This is a genomic window from Pseudomonas sp. JL3, assembly GCF_031570575.1.
GTDB classification, from domain to species: domain Bacteria; phylum Pseudomonadota; class Gammaproteobacteria; order Pseudomonadales; family Pseudomonadaceae; genus Aquipseudomonas; species Aquipseudomonas cucumis.
Genome location: NZ_JAKWJK010000026.1, coordinates 1 through 17006 on the forward strand (window position 1 = coordinate 1; position 17006 = coordinate 17006).

The window sequence follows — 17006 nt, forward strand, 5'->3', positions numbered from 1 at the left end:
GCTGATGCAATGCCAAGCACCGTTGTGACGCAGAGCGTCACGGGCTGCATTTCCACGCGGAGCGTGGGAACGATCATTAGAGGCGCGTCGCAATTTCCCACTCTCTCTGCGGTGCTATCCGCTAGCACCACTACATCACCCCGTTCACGCTAGTCATTCCCTCGCAAAGGAATGCATCCATGGGCCGAAGCCGCTACACCATTACCGAACCCGACAAACCTCATTTCCTGACCTGCACCCTCATGGAATGGCTTCCACTGTTTATCCGCCCCTACATTGTCGATCACCTGCTCAATTGCTGGCGCCACCAACAAACCCACCAAAACCTGCAGCTGTACGGCTACGTAATCCTGGAAAACCATCTGCATTTCGTTGCCGGGGCTCCAGACCTGAGCAAATGCCTCCGCCAGTTCAAATCCTTCACCGCGCGCCAGATCATTGATGATCTGCAAAGCAAAGGTGCCGAACGTACATTGCAACGACTGCGCTTCAGCAAACGGGCACATAAGCAGGATCGGGTTTATCAGTTGTGGCAGGAAGGTTCGCACGCGGAAATGGTGTACAGCGAAACGGTGATGCGCCAGAAGCTGGATTACATCCACTACAACCCGGTGAAGCGTGGGTACGTGGATTTACCTGAGCACTGGCGCTATTCCAGTGCGAGGAATTATGCAGGGATGGAGGGATTGATCGAGATCCAGCGTTGGTACTGAGGGTGCCCCACTGATCGTTCCCACGCTCTGCGTGGGAATGCAGCCCGTGACGCTCTGCGTCACGACGGTTTCAGATGTTACACCAATGATGAGGCAGGAACGCGGAGCGTCCCGAGAGGCATTCCCACGCGGAGCGTGGGAACGATCAGAACGGGGGCAAGTCCCCTCGCCACAGTTGGTCTACATTGACTGGCGAGCCTTTCGATCCGCTCGGATCCCCCCATCGGGAGCGTATGCATGTCATTACAAGGCAAAACCCTGTTCATCACCGGCGCCAGTCGCGGGATCGGTCGTGAGATTGCGCTGCGGGCTGCGCGCGACGGGGCCAACATCGTGATTGCCGCCAAAAGCGCCACCCCTCACCCCAAACTGCCTGGCACCATCTTCAGCGTGGCGGCGGAAGTTGAAGCCGCGGGCGGCAAGGCGTTGGCCTTGCAGGTGGATGTGCGCGATGAAGAGGCGGTGCGTGAGGCGTTGGCCCAGGCCAGCGACCACTTCGGCGCGATTGATGCCTTGGTCAACAATGCCGGGGCGATCAAGCTGACCGGCGTGCAACACATCGAACTCAAGCGCTTCGACCTGATGCATCAGATCAACACCCGCGCTGTACTGCTGTGCAGTCAGGCCGCCCTGCCCTATCTGAAAAAAACCGCCGGCCACATCCTCAACCTGTCACCACCGCTGAACCTGGCCACCAAGTGGTTCGCCCAGTACAGCCCCTACACGGTGACCAAATACGGCATGAGCATGCTGACCCTGGGCATGAGCGAGGAGTTCGCCTCCTACGGCATCAGCGTCAATTCCCTGTGGCCGCAGACCATGATCGCCACTGCCGCCATTGAGTTTCAGCTGGGGTCGCGCGAGTCGTTCAAGCATGCGCGCACGCCGGCGATCATGGCCGACGCCGCCCACATCATTCTGGACAGCAGTGGTCGCAGCATTACCGGGCGCTTGCTGATTGATGAGGAGATTCTGCGGGAGCATGGCGTGACCGAATTCGATCATTACCGCTTTGAGCCCGGCACCCAAGACAAACTGATGCCAGACTTGTTTGTGGACTGAAATTCCAACCATTAGATGTGGGAGCGAACCTGCTCGCGATGAGGTCGGAACATTCAACATGGATATTGATATTGACTGATCCACCGCTATCGCGAGCAGGCTCGCTCCCACAGGCTCAAAACTCGATCCGCACATCCCCCTTCGGCACGCTGCAGCAGGACAGAATGTACCCTTCGGCCTCGTCTTCCTCGGTAATCCCGCCGTTGTGGTCCATTTCGACCTCGCCGCCCAGCTTCATCACCTTGCAGGTCCCGCAGATCCCCATCCCGCAAGCTTTAGGGATCAGCAAGCCAAGCTTGGCCGCCGCCGCATGCACGGTCTCGCCCGGCGCCACACGAATGCTCTTGCCGGAGGCTGTGAATTCCACTTGATGCAGATCCGCTACGTCGATTTCCGGTGCGTCTGCTGCGATTTCGGCTTGCTCCACCGCATCGGCACGGGCTTCCGGCGGCGTCGCGCCAAAGGATTCCTCGTGATAACGCTTCATGTCGAAACCCGCCGCCTCGAGCATGCGCTTGACCGCGTTCATGTACGGGGTCGGGCCGCAGCAGAAAACTTCACGCTCAAGGAAGTCCGGCGCCATCAATTCGAGCATCTTGTGGTTCAGGTAACCGCGATAACCGGCCCACGGCTCGCCCAGACCGTGCTTCTCGCAAATCAGGTGCAGGCTGAAGTTGTCGATCCGCGATGCCATGTGCTCCAGCTCGCGGTGGTAAATGATGTCTTTGGGCGAACGGGCGCTGTGGATAAACACCATGTCGACATTGCCGTTGGTGTCGTAGAACCAGCGCGCCATGGACATGACCGGCGTAATGCCGACACCGCCGCTGAGGTAGAGCACTTTCGGCGCGGTGAAGTCCATGGCGTTGAACAGCCCGACCGGGCCGTGTACCGCCAGCTCCTGGCCTTCGTGCAGGGTGTCGTGCAGCCAGTTGGACACCTTGCCCCCCGGCACGCGCTTGATGGTCACCGAAAAGCTGTACGGCACCGACGGCGAACTGGAAATGGTGTAGGAGCGCATGATCGGCACGCCGTCGATCTCCAGCTCCAGGGTGACGAACTGCCCGGGCTTGAAGAAGAACAGGATCGGCTGGTCGGCCATAAAGCAGAAGGTGCGCACATCCCAGGTTTCCTGGATGACTTTGACGCAACGGACTATATGTCGACCATTGGCCCAGGTCTGGGTGGTTACCGGGTTCAGGAAGCTGTTGGACATGCTGATCTCCACGGCCGACTACCGGCCTTCATATTGGCGATTCTGCGTATAGCGCAGCCCCTCCATTTACCTATCTGCGACATTCACATACTTATCGCGACCAGCCCCCAATTACCGGGGGTTGCGCGTCGGGAACAGATTGGGCCATGTCGCCCATGGATAAGGTTCTGGCGAGCGCCGGCCCCACACTCGCCCCATACCAAGACACAACCTTTACACCTTGCGTAGCAAACCTGATCAGCCACTTTCGCGGCCACGCAGATGGCCTTGAGGAAACACACGATGGACGTCACCACTACCCTGAGCCTGGGCGATCCACTGGAACCCGCACGCAAGGCCACCGCGCAGATGCTGCAAGAACGCGAGCGCACTTTCTCGCTGCCGCAGCCGTTTTACTCTGACGAACGGCTGTTTGATATCGACATGCAGGAAATCTTTCAGAAAGAGTGGTTGATCGCCGGCATGACCTGCGAAATCCCGGCCAAGGGCAATTACCTGACTCTGCAAGTCGGCAAGAACCCGATCATCGTGATTCGCGGCGCCGACGGCGTAGTCCATGCGTTCCACAACGTCTGCCGTCACCGCGGTTCACGGCTGTGCACCAGTGAAAAAGGCAAAGTCGCCAAACTGGTCTGCCACTACCACCAGTGGACGTATGAGCTGGACGGTCGCCTGTTGTTCGCCGGCACCGAAATGGGCGCCGACTTCGACATGAAGCAGTACGGTTTGAAGCCTGTGAACGTGAAGACCGCTGGCGGTTACATCTTCATCAGCCTGGCGGAAAACCCGCCGGCCATTGACGACTTCCTGTCGACGCTGAGCCATTACATGGAACCGTACGACATGGAGAACACCAAGGTGGCGGTGCAAACCACCTTGATGGAAAAAGCCAACTGGAAACTGGTGCTGGAAAACAACCGCGAGTGCTACCACTGCAACGCATCGCACCCGGAACTGCTGAAAACCCTGCTGGAATGGGACGACGTCACCGACCCGCGCGCCGACCAGGCCTTCAAGGACCACGTAGCCGCTTCCGCCGCTGCCTGGGAAGCCGAGAAGATCCCTTACGCCCACGCCAGTTTCGGCCTGCGTAACCGCATCGTGCGCATGCCGCTGCTCAAGGGCACCGTGTCGATGACCATGGACGGCAAACAGGGCTGCGCCAAACTCATGGGCCGCATCAAGAACCCCGACCTGGGCTCGATGCGCATCCTGCACCTGCCGCACTCATGGAACCACTGCATGGGCGATCACATCATCGTGTTCACCGTGTGGCCGATCAGCGCCCAGGAAACCATGGTCACCACCAAGTGGATCGTGCACAAGGACGCAGTCGAAGGCGTGGACTACGACGTGGAGCGCATGCGCCAGGTCTGGGATGCCACCAACGACCAGGACCGTCGCCTGGCCGAAGAGAACCAGCGCGGGATCAACTCCACCGCGTACCAGCCAGGGCCTTACTCCAAGACCTATGAGTTTGGTGTGGTGAACTTCGTGGACTGGTACAGCGAGCGGATGCTGAACAACCTGGGGGCCGAGCCTGCGCCTTACCTCAAAGGCGTGCCGGTTCAAGGCTGACCTGTCACTCTGATCGTTCCCACGCGCAGCAAAGGGATGCCTCAACGGACGCTCTGCGTTCGGCTCCTGGGACGCAGAGCGTCCCGGGCTGCATTCCCACGCAGAGCGTGGGAACGATCAATGGGCTGACGAAGACCACCGCACACTGCCATCCTCCCCAATAAACGTCTCTTCGATGTTCTCCCCCACCAGCCGCACTTTCACATAACCGTTCAACACCCGATCCGGGTACGCCTCATCCCGCGCATTTTGCGTTTCCGACCACAGCACCCGCGAATGCCCGTTCAGCTCGCTGGCATTGCCGTAGGGAATCGCCCCGTGCCCGGCGCAACGCGCATGCAAGCCACCTTGAGCGGCGTAGCAGATGCCATTGTGCAAATGCCCCCAATACCAGTAATCCGGCTCGCGCCCCAAGGCATCGCATACCGGTTGGTACAACGCTGTCTTGTTATGCCCGGAAATGTCGAAGCCCTGGTGATGGCTGAGCACCATGATTTTCTTGCGTTGAGGCAGGTCTTTCATCCAGTCGATCTGCTGCTTGTTCAGCGCACCATCCATATACAGATTGATTGGATCAGAGGCATAAGCCGTGTCGAGTCCAATCACCAGCCAGTCATCGTTGTATAACGCAAAATAACTGGTGCCCTGCTGCGCCGGGAAACGCTTGGCCAGTTCCTTGAAGTAGCCATGGGCGCCGCTGTACATCTCGTGATTGGAGTTGAGGGTGAACGAGCCGTGCTTGCCCATGGGCCAGCCGACCATATCGACGTCTTCCTGGGAATGGGTGCCGGCGTAATACACGTCCCCCAAGTGAATGGTGAAGTCGGCCTGGGCCAGTTGCATCTGGTTGGCCACCGCCACCGCCGGGGCATGGCTGTCGAACGGTCCGGTGCCCCAATCGCCGGCGATGGCCAGGGTCACGTCACTGTCCATGCGCATCATCGCCGGGTTGGTGGCAAACGGCGCGTGATGCCGCAGGTTCTCGATCCATTTGAGCAGCGCCTCGCTCCACAACAGGTCCAGCAGCTCCCATTTGCGACAACCGAGCAGGCTGCCGTCCTTGAGCACCCGGGTTTGCAGCTCGTCTGCCGATTGCGGCAAGGGAGTGGCATTGCCGATGTGCAGGATCGACAAGCCGTGGGCCAGTTCCCACGGCACACTCGGCTGATCGTCGGGCAAATCGCCGTTCTTGAGCACGTAGTGCGCCTGATCATGGCCCCGTTGCAGCAGCGCGACGATGGCCTGGTATTCCTCGGGCTCAAGCTCGCTGACGAGCTTCTTCCAGGCCATTTCCAGGCGGGTGACCACGCCGTGCAGCCGTAGCTTGACCTTGTCGAACTCGTGTTCCCAATGACTGACCAATGACATGTCGCTTACCTCCATCCGTAGTGGAATCACAGGGTTTTCATGAACTCGATGAGCGCCCGCTTATCGAGTTCCGACAGTTGCGTGCCGTACAGATGGCCGCCGTTGTGGTTGCCCTCCAGACGGGTGTCGTATTTGAAGTCCGCCGAAGCCTTCATCTGCTGGCCACTGGTGACGAAGCCGACCTTGTCCTGGTCGTACACGTCGGAGCCGGTGAAGAACACCAGCGGTCTCTTTTCCGGTGGTTGCAGCAAGTCCCACAGGGTCGGCACCGAACCGTTATGCAGGTACGGTGCACGCAACCAGACGCCGTCGGTGGGCGTGTTGCTGTAGCTCTGGGTCTTGCGATAGGCGCCAAAGTCGAACGGCGATTTCTTGAAGCCATGGAAAGCCGTCACTAAACCATTGGTGAACGAGTTCAGCCGATGGGGATCGGTGCCCAGTTCATCAATGCTGGTGGTGACCTGACCGGTGTCGGTGCGGCCGAAATCATGGCAACCGGCGCAGTTGTTTTCCCACACCGGTTTGCCCCGTGCGACTTTGGCTTGATCCAGCGCGAACGGCCATGCCGGCGCCTTGTGGCCCAGCAACCAGTTGGTCACCCGGTTGAAACTGGCCGGCAACACTGATTCCGGCGTCGCGCCCACGGCCATGGCCGCCGCGTAGTTGCGCTCATGGATGTCGTTGTTGTTGCCGTCCCAATGCAGGTACAGCGACTCCCGAGGTTTCTGGTTCCAGACTTGCGGCAAGTCGACGGTGCCGATGGTCGAGTCATCCGGGAAGCCGAACACCACCATTTTCGTCGGGTTGAAGGTGTCGGTGCGACCCGGCCCTTGCGGTGCGCGCAGGCGTTGCCAGGCATAGGCCTGTTTCTGCTTGACCAGCGCGCTCGTGGCCATCGGAATGATCACGTAGCGGTTGTACAAGCGCTCGAAAAACCCGAGCTGGAACTTGCTGTTGATCGCGGTCATCACCGCGTCAGGGGTGAATGTCGGGTCGCTGGCGCAATTGTAGGCGAACCACTGGAAGGCCTGCAGTTGCAGGGTATTGGCCGGCGCAGTGGCCACCGGGATGGCGACGTCGCTGGTATTGGCCCGATAGGAACCGGTGTGGCATAGAGCGCAGTTGGGCTCCACGGTCGGATAGCCGATCTGCCGCTTGGCCATGCCGATCGGCAGGTCCTTGCCGTTCTCGTAGAGGAAACCGAAGACTTCGTACCCCCCGGGTTTTGGCAGTTTATCCGGGCACATCTGCGGTAACACGGCGAACAGGTAATAGGGAATCCGCGCCTCGATGCCCAGGCCGATGGCGCCGTACTTGTAGTGCTCCTCATCGGAGGCGTATTGCTCTTCCGGCACAACCCGCAGCATCTGGTACCAGGTTTCGTAGCCGATAAACCCCAGCGCCAGCACCACGACCAGCGTGGCGACTTTGAAGCTGTGTCGCTGCCAGCGTCGCGCCCACGCTGCGCGCCACTCATGCCAGCCGTCGCGAAGCAACGCCAAGGGCCGATTGGCCGGAGCGCTGCCCCGGTACAACAGAACCCCGAGGATCAGGAACATGCTCAGATCACCTAGCAGCATCGGCACGAACACCTGGGCCTGGTTGCTGGTGTTGATCAGGTAGATCCAGAACGCCACGGCCACCAGGCGCGACAACACGCACAGCCACGAATGCACTACGTATTTGGGTGCGTTGAAGCCTGACGGCATGTAAAAAAGGCTGATCCCCACCAGCAACATGCCGGCGTTCTCCAGCCAAGGATCGGAGAGTTGCGGTGGCATCCCGAGCATCGAGGTCAGCAATGCCGGCGCGAACAGCGCCGGAATCGCGAAGACCATGTTCATCACGATGCCTATCCAGATGAAGCGTTGAAACCAGCGGATGTAACTGTCCATGTTTTTCCCCAGATCGTTCCCACGCTCAGCGTGGGAATGCCGCCATGGACGCTCTGCGTCCGCGTTTGTGACGCAGAGCGTCACGGGATGCATTCCCACGCAGAGCGTGGGAACGATCAGTGCTAGCCGAGGGCCGTTTTCTCCAGGTGTTGCAGGATGATCGGGTACACATCAAGCACCGCATTCTTGCCGAACATGCAGTCGATATGCCCATAACCCGGCACCACATGGCGGCTGTAGCGCTCCGGTCCATGGGCTTTACACACGCGTTCATAAGTCTTGAGCGTGCTTTCCGGCAGGTAGCACTGGTTGTCTTCGCCGCTGATGAAGCAGATCGGCATGGTCAGCCGGTCGAAGTGCGGCATGTAGACGTCCTGGCCCTTGAAGTCCACCAGATGGCCTTTGCGCAGGATCAACGCCAAGTGCTCGAAGGTCTGCATGTTCGACTCGCCGAACAGCTCATGCAGGTTGTCGTGCAGGGTGTCGTTGAGGGTGTCATGTCGGTACAGCGACGCGTACATGAAGGTGATGCGATGGCACACCGGATTGGTGCAGTAGCCCTGGGCCTCGATGCGGGCATAGCCGTTGAGGGCCTTGTCGTAGAGTTTATTGAACCAGCTCTCCTTGTTGTCGGCATACGCGGTGAGGGATTTGATGCCGATGGCGTCGAGCATCCCCGGAAGGTGCAGACCGGCCTTGAGCCCCGTTGCCGTGGCGACCACCGTGTCTGCCGCAATCTGCGAACACACCACCGAACGCACGCCCTGCAATCCGGCCAACAGCGACATGAAGAAAGTCGTCGCGCCATAGCAATGCACCACGCATTGCACGTCCGCCGCCTTGGTTGCTTGCTGGATCTGCGCGATGGCGGCCTTGAAGTCGTACTGCGCAATCTGGTCGCCGTTCCATTCCTTCTTGCTCGCGGGCAACAGAATGCTCACCCGCAGATCCAGCAGCCAGACGTCGTACTCGTGCTTGCACAGGAACTCCAGCAGGTTGGTCTGGATGGTGTCGGTGGAGAAAATATTCGAGCCCACGCCCAAGCCGTGCACCAGCATCACCGGCCCTTTGCTGCCGGCCTGATAGCGGGTCAGGCGCAGCTGGACGTTGTCTTCGGTCTGGAAGAACTGCACGCTCGGGATCGGCGCATCCAGAGGACGTTTCTGCCGGGGTGGGGCATCGGGATTGAAGTAGATGTCACCCGCGAACACCCCGCCGTAGCTCTCCCACAAGATGCCGGCGAAGAACTTGCCGAACCTTGCCAGCCCATCGATGCGCTCGCGTTCGTTGCGCGCATTGAGCACCTTCATGGTGGTCATCTGCTTGGCGAAATCGGCTGGATGGATGTGCATTACACCCGAGCCAATCACCTCACCGGTCTTGTCCGATCCGCGATACAGCGTCACGTAGAGGGTGCTGGTGTCGTGCCAGACGTTCAACACGCCATTGTCTTCGGGCACGGTCTTGAACGCACTGAAGTAATAATCGCTGCCGTCCTCGGCGGTCAGTTTCATGTCGTAATTCATGTGCCGCACACCGACCTGTTCCTGATACTCCTCGAACAGGTTGAACACGCCGTTGCTGGCGGTCAGCGGTTCTGGCGACAAGCCTGGAGCATCCAGGGTGCCGACCAGTGTCGCGGCGTGTTCAGGTTCCTTGATCATGCGGTTGAGGTCGTTAGCGGTGATGGTCAGGGTGAACTCGATCGGCGAGTTGTCCGACTCGCCGCGTTTGGCCGCTGCCTCGTAGAGTTTCAGATCGGTGCCCTGGGGCTGGGTGAAAGCTTTGGAGAAATAGCCTTTCATGGTTTCGGTGAACTGCACGCCGAGGGTAGGCGCCGCCACCGGTTTACGCGGTGCCGAGGGCAGCGTGTAGTCGATGTGCCAACCACGATCGGCGGCCAGCAGGCCCATGTTGCGCTCGCTCACAGCAGAGATGGTCAGCAGCGGATTGACCGCCAGGGAAGTCGGGATCACCGCGCCGTCGGCCACGTACAACCCGGCATAGACATCGGTGCCGGTGGCGCCACTGAACACTTGGCCCTTGTGGTTGACCACGCCCTGCGCCGCATCCTCGCCCATCACGCAACCGCCCAATGGGTGGACGGAAACGATGCTGTGTTTGAGCAGCTCGGTCCAGATCGGGTTCTCGACCCAGATCCCGCCCAATGCCTTGGTGCTCTGGTGCAGCCGCTCGTTGCCAAGCTTCACGTTTTCCTGCTCGCCAACACCCGGCCAGTCGATGCGCAACTGATCGTTGCTGTCGAGCACCATGCGCCCCTTGCCATCGTCATGGCTCATGATCAGGTAGGTCTGCATGTTGTGCAGGGCGCCGTGATACGGGCCGCGCAGAAAACTCTCGGATTCGCGCGCAGCGTATTTGAGCTTGCCACTGAAACTGTCATCGGTGGGCTTGCCGATCAACCCGGCAAACGCGGCCATGCTTGGCACCATGGGTCGGCCGAGCGCACCGGGGATCGAGCCTTCTTCAATGACCATGCGGCTGCGCCAGTCACCTTCGGTACGCATGTCGATGATCGAGGTGATGCACGGGCCGACCGGTTTCATTTCCTTGGCCGGATGGGCGCCGAAACCGATGCCGTTGATCGTTTCATCGCAGTTGTGGCCAAAACCGAGGATGTCGCCGTTGCCGCTCATGTTTTCGCCAAGCTGATTGGACGTCGACAGGCCTTTGTCCCGAGAACGCAGGAGGATTTCGGTGGAGCCCAGGGTGCCGGCCGACACCACGACAATGTCCGCCTTGACGAACAGCGTCGGCGCGGAGAATTTCTCCCGGCCGCTGTCCAGATACTGGAAGTGCACGATCCAGCCATCGCCGTCGCGCTCCAGATGCCGCACCTCGGCCTGGCAGAAAATCTCCGCGCCGTGGTTCCAGGCGTCCGGCAGGTAATTCATCAGCGTGGTGTTCTTGGCCTTGTTGTTACAGCCCGACACGCAGTCGCCGCAGTGGTTGCATGGCAATTGCTCGACGCCGACGTGGTTGAGGTTGTTCGGCAGCTTGTCGAAGGTCACGTTGATCGGCGGCTTGTAGAAATGTGCGTCTTGCTTCAGGTACTCAGCGGACTTTTTGTTCGCGTCGAGTTTGGGCAGGTTCGGCGCGGTGTTCGGGTACGGATTGGGCTTGAGCATCTCCCGGGCCCGGGCATATCCATCCTTGAGCAGCGTGTCGCGGTGTTCACGCACCGCTAGCGGCCAACGCGGGTCGTCGAACACGCCGGGCTCTGGTTCCAGCGCGACGTTGGCGTTGATCAGCGACGTGCCGCCCAGGCCGCAACCGACCACCACGTTCTGCTGGGCGTTGACGTGCAGGTCGAACAACCCGGTGCGCGAACCGATGTGCCCGTCCGGGTCATGGACTTGCAGCTCCTCCGTGGCCGCCAACATCGTATTGGGATATTCGCCGGGCTGGATTTCCCGACCTCGCTCCAGCAGGCACACCCGCTTGCCGGCGCGGGACAGGCGCGACGCCGCGATCCCGCCGCCGTAGCCGGAGCCGATGACGATCACGTCGTAGTGTTCCTTGATGTCGCTGATGGGCGTGGCGATCCGTGTCATGGGTCATTTCCTCTCAGGCAGATGGGCAACTCTGTGGTTGCCTGCAATCGATAGACGAACAAACGCCTGGTCACCGGGCACGGTCGGGCCTTAATGGCAGCGGCGTTATGGCATAGGGATAAAGGTCGCTATAGGCGAGCACGCTGATTAGCGGCACGACGATGGATCCGTTTACGTAGCAAGGTGGCGGGGGTCGGTACACAGGTCACGCAAGGGTTGGGGTGCAAGCGATGTGGCTGGCTATCCATCACGCGTTCTCCCTGAACCAGATGTGGATAAGTGACGGTTGTCCTTGTGCCATGAGAGTGAAGACAGGCGACAGATCGAAGTCAAGGAAGCGCCTTAGAACTGTATGAAATCTGATCTATCGCGTTGTGGCCTATATGGGCCGTGGCTTGCAGGGTTTAGCGAACAAGTTATCCACATCTCCACCCACAGCTATTGGGGACAACTGTGGATGACGGGGCAAATTTATTCACAAAAAACCAAGAAAAACCGTGACTTATCCAGAAGCAGGGTTTTACGCAAGCATTGATCGTTTTTTGATCAGAAGTCTGCAGGGCACGGTTTATATGATGTACAGAGGATGGCGAACACCTTATCCACAGAAGCGCCAACAGACTTTGGGGGCAACTTTGCAGGTTCTGTGGAAAACCGCTGAAAGCCGCGAGGATTCGGGGTTTACGGGAGAATCAGGGAAAGAAAAGAGTCAATTGAGTATTATTTGATCAACCCACTGAAAGCCACGGTTTATATAGCCTGTAGCGGACAGCGAACATCTTATCCACAGAAGCGCCAACAGAGATTGGGGGCAAGTATCGGCTTGCGAGCGACGTTGTTCTGTGGAAAAAGCTCGAAAAAACCGGGGCTTAGGCTGGTTGTTTTTTGTACGAAGGGCTGGAGGGCTTGAGGGGCATGGGGTGTAGCGAGGGGTGAACATGTTATCCACAGAAGCACTAACAGGGATTGTGGGTAACGTTGATGTGCACATAATCAGTGTTCGACACTGAACCCCTGTGGGAGCGGGTTCATGGCCTCAAGGCCGATACATCAAATAAGCCTCACCCGTAACCCGAATCATCGGATGCGGCGTGATTTGGCAGGTATCGACAATCCGGAAGCCATGGCGCTCATAAAACCGCCGGGCGCCGGTGTTCACCGCGTAGTCGATCAGGCTCAAGCCGTTGAGCCCCAACCGGTTGGCACGGTCGTAGGCATAGGCGAGGAATTGTTTACCCAACCCCTGATTGCGCCAGCCCTCATGCAGGGCCAGGCTCGAAATATAAAGGGTGTCGGGGATTTCCATCGTGGCATACGGCGCCAGGACCGGATCGGTCACGGGAGCGGCCTGAGGATCGTGGCGCATCGCGTAGCTGTGCAGCATGCCGATGACCTTTCCCTCGGCCTGCGCGATCAGGCAGTTCTGATAGGAGAAATCGACGTCTTCACGCGCGTAACGACTGGCACCGACCTCCAGCAGGTCCTGGCCGGGCTGCGCCAGTTGGCTCCAGATGTAATCCGCCGCACCTTCTGATGAAATCTGAAACAAGCGAGCAATCTCACGCGCATCCGCGCGCAGGGCCGAACGAAACTCAACTGCCATTTACCGGGCTCCACAGGACCGTTAGCGAACCACGCCTTCTTCAATCAGCAACTTGAGAATGGCTTCTGCGCCCGCCTGCGCGGTGACGCCCTTGAGCACTTGCCCGCCGCCGCCACTGGCCTTGGCCGTCGCGGCCTTCATGCGGTCTGCACCGCTCTTGGCCTTGATCACTTTCAAGCGTTTGGGCCGTGGCTTGGCCGGTTGCAGCGTGGCCACCGCCAGAAGTTCATCGTCGATCACTTCCACTTCATCCGCCTGCAACACCCCGCGCCGCGCCGGACCGTAGGCGCTCTGCCGAGGCTTGGGCGCCGCGTTATCCACAGTTGCCAGAAACGGCAGGCGTACTTTCAAGCGCCGACGCTGGCCGCGAGGCAAGGCCTGCAGCACCAGCGCCGAACCACCGTCGATGGATTCGACTTGCGCCAAACCCACCACCAGCGGCCAGCCAAGGCTTTCGGCCAGCAGGAACGGCAACATGCCCGAGCCTTCACCGGTTTCCGCCTGGCTGCCGGTCAGCACCACTTGCGCCCCGGCATCGCGCAAATACGCGGTCAACGCCGGCAGCGCGTCAGCACCTTCCGGTTGTTCCAGCACGTGCAACTGTTCCAGGCCCATGCCCAGATAAGCACGCAGTGCCGGTTCCGCAACGTCGCCGGCATGCAGCACTTGCAGGTTATCCCCAGCCAGTTGCAAACCCAGTTCAACCGCCCGCGCATCCTGCTCGGCGCGGCGTGGCCGGCCGGAGGTCGGGTGGGCGCCGATGGACACCAGGCTGATGATTTTCGTGCTCATAACCCTTTCCTTTCCTTAAGCCGCATCGCGCTTGGCTTCATTGCGGTAAGCCTCTACCGCATCGATCAAGGCTTGAAGAATCTCGGCGCTCTCACCGATCACCGACAGGTCGGCCCGTTTGATCATGTCGCAACCCGGATCGAGGTTGATCGCCACCACCTTGTCGCAGGCACCGATGCCTTGCAGGTGCTGGATCGCCCCGGAAATCCCCACCGCCACGTAAACCCGCGCGGTAACCCAGGTACCGGACGCACCGACCTGACGGTCGCGGGCCATGAAACCATCGTCCACCGCCACCCGGGAGGCGCCTTCGGTCGCGCCCAGCGCTTCGGCGGTCCTGTGGAAAAGTCCCCAGTCCTTGACCCCGTTGCCGCCGGAGAAGATGAACTCGGCTTCGGCCATCGGAATCGCCGCCGGGTCCACCGCCACCGCGCCCAGATCTTCGATCCGCGACAGGCTGCGAGCGACCGCTGTGGATAACTCCACCGGCAACGCTTCGTGACGGGTTTCGCTGACCGGTTCGGCGCATTCGGCGGCGGCCAGAATCAAGCGGGCGACCGGACGTGCAAGATCCTGCAAACCAGCACCGGCGCGGCCGATGCACTCCTGATCCTTGACCTGCCAGACCCGCGTGGCCGGGCGTTCGCCCAGTGCGGCGGCAAAGCGCCGGCCGAGTTCACCACCACCGCTGCGGCTGTCCGGCAGCAACCAGTGACGCGGGCTGAACTGGTTATCCACAGCCCGCAGGCCCTGGACGCGTTGTTCCGGTGCATAACCGCTGAATTCTTCGCCCTCAAGCACCAGCAAGCGATCCACGCCAGCCGTGGCGAAGGCGTTTTCCTTGTGCTCACCGAAGACCACGGCCAGTACCGCGCCGTCCTCGCCGGCCAACTGATGGGCCAGGCCGAGCAAGTCGCGGTCGTGGCTGCTCAAGCGGCCGCCGACCATGTCCGGCACCACGCTGATGTAGAACGCAGGTACAGCCACTTGATGCAGCGGTAATTGCACTTCAACCGCGGCTGAACGTTTGGTCGCCCCGCCTTGCTGAGCGCCGCTGCGGTCGATCCGTTTGATGCCGTTGGGGCCGATAAAACCGATCCCGTGAGGATTCTTGCGGATGACGCCGTTCGGTCCCATCCAGCTGTGTTGCGCCGGTTGCATCGCCGCGTGCAGCGGGTGCAGACGGTTGCGGGCGATCCATTCGGCACGTGGGTCGCGGCGGATAATGTCGCTCATCAATGCACCTCCGCTGGTTCACGTTTGGCCGGTGCCGATGGCTTTCCCGGCGTTGCGTCTTCGAGCAACGCATCAGCCACCAGTTCGGCGATGTCCTTGATCATTGGACGCGGTTCGACCACGCCTTCGAGCATCGCAGTGCACTGTGGACAACCCACGGCCACCAGTTCGGCGCCGGTTTCGCGGATGTCTTCCATGCGCATGTCAGGGATCCGTTGCTTGCCCGGAATGTCGGTGATCGGCGCACCGCCACCGCCGCCGCAGCAGCGCGAACGGAAACCGGAGCGTTGCATTTCCTTGATCTCGATGCCCAGGGCGCGCAGCACTTCGCGCGGCGCCTCGTATTCGCCGTTGTAGCGACCGAGGTAGCACGGGTCGTGATAAGTCACGCTGCTGCCTTTGTGCTGGCCGAGGTTCAGGGCGCCGTCGCCAATGATCTCCGCCATGTAAGTGCTGTGGTGCTGCACGAGGTAGTTGCCGTCGAAGGCGCCGTACTCGTTTTTCAGCACGTGGAAACTGTGCGGGTCGCAGGTGACGATGCGGTTGAAGCTGTACTTGGCCAGGGTCTGGATGTTGCGTTTGGCCAACAGCTGGAAGGTCGCTTCGTCGCCCAGACGCCGAGCCACGTCACCACTGTCACGCTCTTCAAGCCCCAGCACCGCGAAGTCGACCTTGGCCGCTTTCAGCACTTTGACGAAGGCACGCAGGGTGCGCTGGTTGCGCATGTCGAAGGCACCGTCGCCGACCCAGAACAGCACGTCGGTGGATTTCTTCTCGCTGAGCAGGTTCAGGTTCAAATCCGCCGCCCAGTTCATCCGCCCGCCCGGCGCGAAACCGCCAGGGTTGTCGGTGGCGATCAGGTTTTCCAGGACTTCGGCGCCCTTGTTCGGGGTCGCGCCTTTTTCCAGGGTCAGATGGCGACGCATGTCGACGATGGCGTCGACGTGCTCGATCATCATCGGGCATTCCTCGACGCAGGCACGGCAAGTGGTGCAGGACCACAGGGTTTCAGCGTCCACCAAACCGTTGACGATCGGTTGATGCGGGTTGCCACCGTGTTCGCCGATGGCTTTACCCGGATACGGGCTGCCAGCGAATTTGGCATCGGTACCGCCAGCCAGGCCAACGACCATATCCTGAATCAGTTTTTTCGGGTTCAGCGGCTGGCCGGCGGCGAACGCCGGGCACGCGGCTTCGCATTTACCGCACTGCACGCAGGCGTCGAAGCCGAGCAGTTGGTTCCAGGTGAAATCCTTGGGTTTTTCCACGCCCAGTGGCGCGTTCGGGTCATTCAGATCCAGCGGCTTCAAACCGGTGGAACGACCGCCACCAAAACGCTCGGCGCGACGGTGCCAGGCCAGGTGCAAGGCACCGGCGAAGGCGTGCTTCATCGGCCCGCCCCAGGTCATGCCGAAGAACAGTTCCGACACGCCCCAGAGCACGCCGACGCCGAGGATCGCAGCCACCACCCAACCACCGAAGTTTTCCGGAAGGATGCCGGCGACCGGCAGGGTCAGCAGGAAGAACGATGCCGAGAACGCCATCAGGCTTTTCGGCAGGCGCATCCACGGGCCTTTGGACAAGCGGGCCGGTGGGTTGCGACGGCGCAGGAACATAAAGATCGCGCCGACAAACATCACCGCCGACATCAGCAGCAGTGCATAGCCGAGGATGCGGTTATGCAGGCCAAAACCATGCACCAGAATCGCCAGCACAATGGACGCCACTGCACCACCGGCCGTGGCAACGTGGGTGTTGGCAATGTATTTGTCCCGCGCCACGACATGGTGCAAGTCGACCATGTAGCGCTTGGGCATGGCGAACAGGCCACCGATCAGGTCGACTTTCGAAGCCCGGCCTCGGCGCCACATAGCCACCCGCCGCAACGCGCCCAGGACAGCCAGGCCCAGGGCAGCGAACAACAGGATTGGAAGAAGGGTGTTCAACATGTGGAGCTCCCAAAGACCT

General features: G+C 60.4%; 12 protein-coding genes. 4 read left to right on the plus strand and 8 right to left on the minus strand.

Annotated elements, in window-relative coordinates:
* Positions 1 to 179: 179 nt before the first annotated feature.
* Both MMG91_RS27035 and MMG91_RS27040 read left to right on the plus strand, forming a co-directional pair.
* Positions 180 to 713: an REP-associated tyrosine transposase gene (locus tag MMG91_RS27035; RefSeq protein ID WP_305447187.1), complete on the plus strand. Its 534-nt coding sequence runs from the start codon at positions 180 to 182 to the stop codon at positions 711 to 713.
* 237 nt (positions 714 to 950) lie between these two features.
* A complete protein-coding gene (locus MMG91_RS27040; protein ID WP_310661258.1) occupies positions 951 to 1775 on the plus strand; it encodes an NAD(P)-dependent oxidoreductase in 825 nt (274 codons plus the stop codon).
* 115 nt (positions 1776 to 1890) lie between these two features.
* Here the strand turns inward: MMG91_RS27040 and gbcB are convergent, their stop codons facing one another.
* The gene (gbcB, locus tag MMG91_RS27045) at positions 1891 to 2991 is read right to left on the minus strand and encodes a glycine-betaine demethylase subunit GbcB (protein WP_310661259.1); all 1101 of its coding nucleotides are present in this window, start codon (positions 2989 to 2991) and stop codon (positions 1891 to 1893) included.
* Positions 2992 to 3273: 282 nt separating this feature from the next.
* Here gbcB and gbcA point away from each other — a divergent pair, with 282 nt between their 5' ends.
* On the plus strand, positions 3274 to 4569 hold the full coding sequence (gbcA, locus tag MMG91_RS27050; RefSeq protein ID WP_105340901.1) for a glycine-betaine demethylase subunit GbcA: 1296 nt from the start codon (positions 3274 to 3276) through the stop codon (positions 4567 to 4569).
* Positions 4570 to 4686: 117 nt separating this feature from the next.
* Here the strand turns inward: gbcA and MMG91_RS27055 are convergent, their stop codons facing one another.
* The 3 genes from MMG91_RS27055 to MMG91_RS27065 form a co-directional block, all read right to left on the minus strand.
* Positions 4687 to 5937, minus strand: a complete 1251-nt coding sequence (locus MMG91_RS27055) for a metallophosphoesterase (RefSeq protein ID WP_310661260.1) — start codon at positions 5935 to 5937, stop codon at positions 4687 to 4689.
* Between the two features lie 26 nt (positions 5938 to 5963).
* Positions 5964 to 7832 (minus strand): hypothetical protein, encoded by a 1869-nt coding sequence (locus MMG91_RS27060; protein WP_310661261.1) that lies wholly within the window; start codon positions 7830 to 7832, stop codon positions 5964 to 5966.
* A 122-nt stretch (positions 7833 to 7954) separates the two neighbouring features.
* Positions 7955 to 11407 (minus strand): GMC oxidoreductase, encoded by a 3453-nt coding sequence (locus tag MMG91_RS27065; protein ID WP_310661262.1) that lies wholly within the window; start codon positions 11405 to 11407, stop codon positions 7955 to 7957.
* A gap of 497 nt (positions 11408 to 11904) precedes the next feature.
* Between MMG91_RS27065 and MMG91_RS27070 the strand changes: the two genes are divergently transcribed.
* Positions 11905 to 12135, plus strand: coding sequence for a hypothetical protein (locus tag MMG91_RS27070; RefSeq protein ID WP_310661263.1), 231 nt, complete (start codon positions 11905 to 11907; stop codon positions 12133 to 12135).
* 308 nt (positions 12136 to 12443) lie between these two features.
* Here MMG91_RS27070 and MMG91_RS27075 read toward each other — a convergent pair whose 3' ends face one another.
* From MMG91_RS27075 to dgcB, 4 genes are read right to left on the minus strand one after another with little or no spacing between them, the layout of a single operon-like run.
* Entirely contained in the window at positions 12444 to 13010 is a 567-nt protein-coding gene (locus MMG91_RS27075; protein ID WP_030128551.1) for a GNAT family N-acetyltransferase, read from the minus strand.
* Positions 13011 to 13031: 21 nt separating this feature from the next.
* Complete coding sequence (locus MMG91_RS27080) at positions 13032 to 13802, minus strand: electron transfer flavoprotein subunit beta (RefSeq protein ID WP_030128552.1); 771 nt, start codon at positions 13800 to 13802, stop codon at positions 13032 to 13034.
* A 15-nt stretch (positions 13803 to 13817) separates the two neighbouring features.
* Positions 13818 to 15038, minus strand: coding sequence for an electron transfer flavoprotein subunit alpha/FixB family protein (locus tag MMG91_RS27085; RefSeq protein ID WP_310661264.1), 1221 nt, complete (start codon positions 15036 to 15038; stop codon positions 13818 to 13820).
* The gene (dgcB, locus tag MMG91_RS27090) at positions 15038 to 16987 is read right to left on the minus strand and encodes a dimethylglycine demethylation protein DgcB (RefSeq protein ID WP_305447195.1); all 1950 of its coding nucleotides are present in this window, start codon (positions 16985 to 16987) and stop codon (positions 15038 to 15040) included. Before dgcB ends, MMG91_RS27085 begins: the two co-directional genes overlap by 1 nt.
* Positions 16988 to 17006: the final 19 nt, after the last annotated feature.

What these genes read in the sequence shown, in the direction of transcription:
- MMG91_RS27060 (WP_310661261.1), bottom strand. Translation starts at nt 7,832, where the DNA reads ATGGACAGTTACATCCGCTGGTTTCAACGCTTCATCTGGATAGGCATC.
- MMG91_RS27040 (WP_310661258.1), top strand. Translation starts at nt 951, where the DNA reads ATGTCATTACAAGGCAAAACCCTGTTCATCACCGGCGCCAGTCGCGGG.
- MMG91_RS27075 (WP_030128551.1), bottom strand. Translation starts at nt 13,010, where the DNA reads ATGGCAGTTGAGTTTCGTTCGGCCCTGCGCGCGGATGCGCGTGAGATT.
- MMG91_RS27065 (WP_310661262.1), bottom strand. Translation starts at nt 11,407, where the DNA reads ATGACACGGATCGCCACGCCCATCAGCGACATCAAGGAACACTACGAC.
- gbcA (WP_105340901.1), top strand. Translation starts at nt 3,274, where the DNA reads ATGGACGTCACCACTACCCTGAGCCTGGGCGATCCACTGGAACCCGCA.
- dgcB (WP_305447195.1), bottom strand. Translation starts at nt 16,987, where the DNA reads ATGTTGAACACCCTTCTTCCAATCCTGTTGTTCGCTGCCCTGGGCCTG.
- MMG91_RS27080 (WP_030128552.1), bottom strand. Translation starts at nt 13,802, where the DNA reads ATGAGCACGAAAATCATCAGCCTGGTGTCCATCGGCGCCCACCCGACC.
- MMG91_RS27085 (WP_310661264.1), bottom strand. Translation starts at nt 15,038, where the DNA reads ATGAGCGACATTATCCGCCGCGACCCACGTGCCGAATGGATCGCCCGC.
- MMG91_RS27035 (WP_305447187.1), top strand. Translation starts at nt 180, where the DNA reads ATGGGCCGAAGCCGCTACACCATTACCGAACCCGACAAACCTCATTTC.
- MMG91_RS27055 (WP_310661260.1), bottom strand. Translation starts at nt 5,937, where the DNA reads ATGTCATTGGTCAGTCATTGGGAACACGAGTTCGACAAGGTCAAGCTA.
- gbcB (WP_310661259.1), bottom strand. Translation starts at nt 2,991, where the DNA reads ATGTCCAACAGCTTCCTGAACCCGGTAACCACCCAGACCTGGGCCAAT.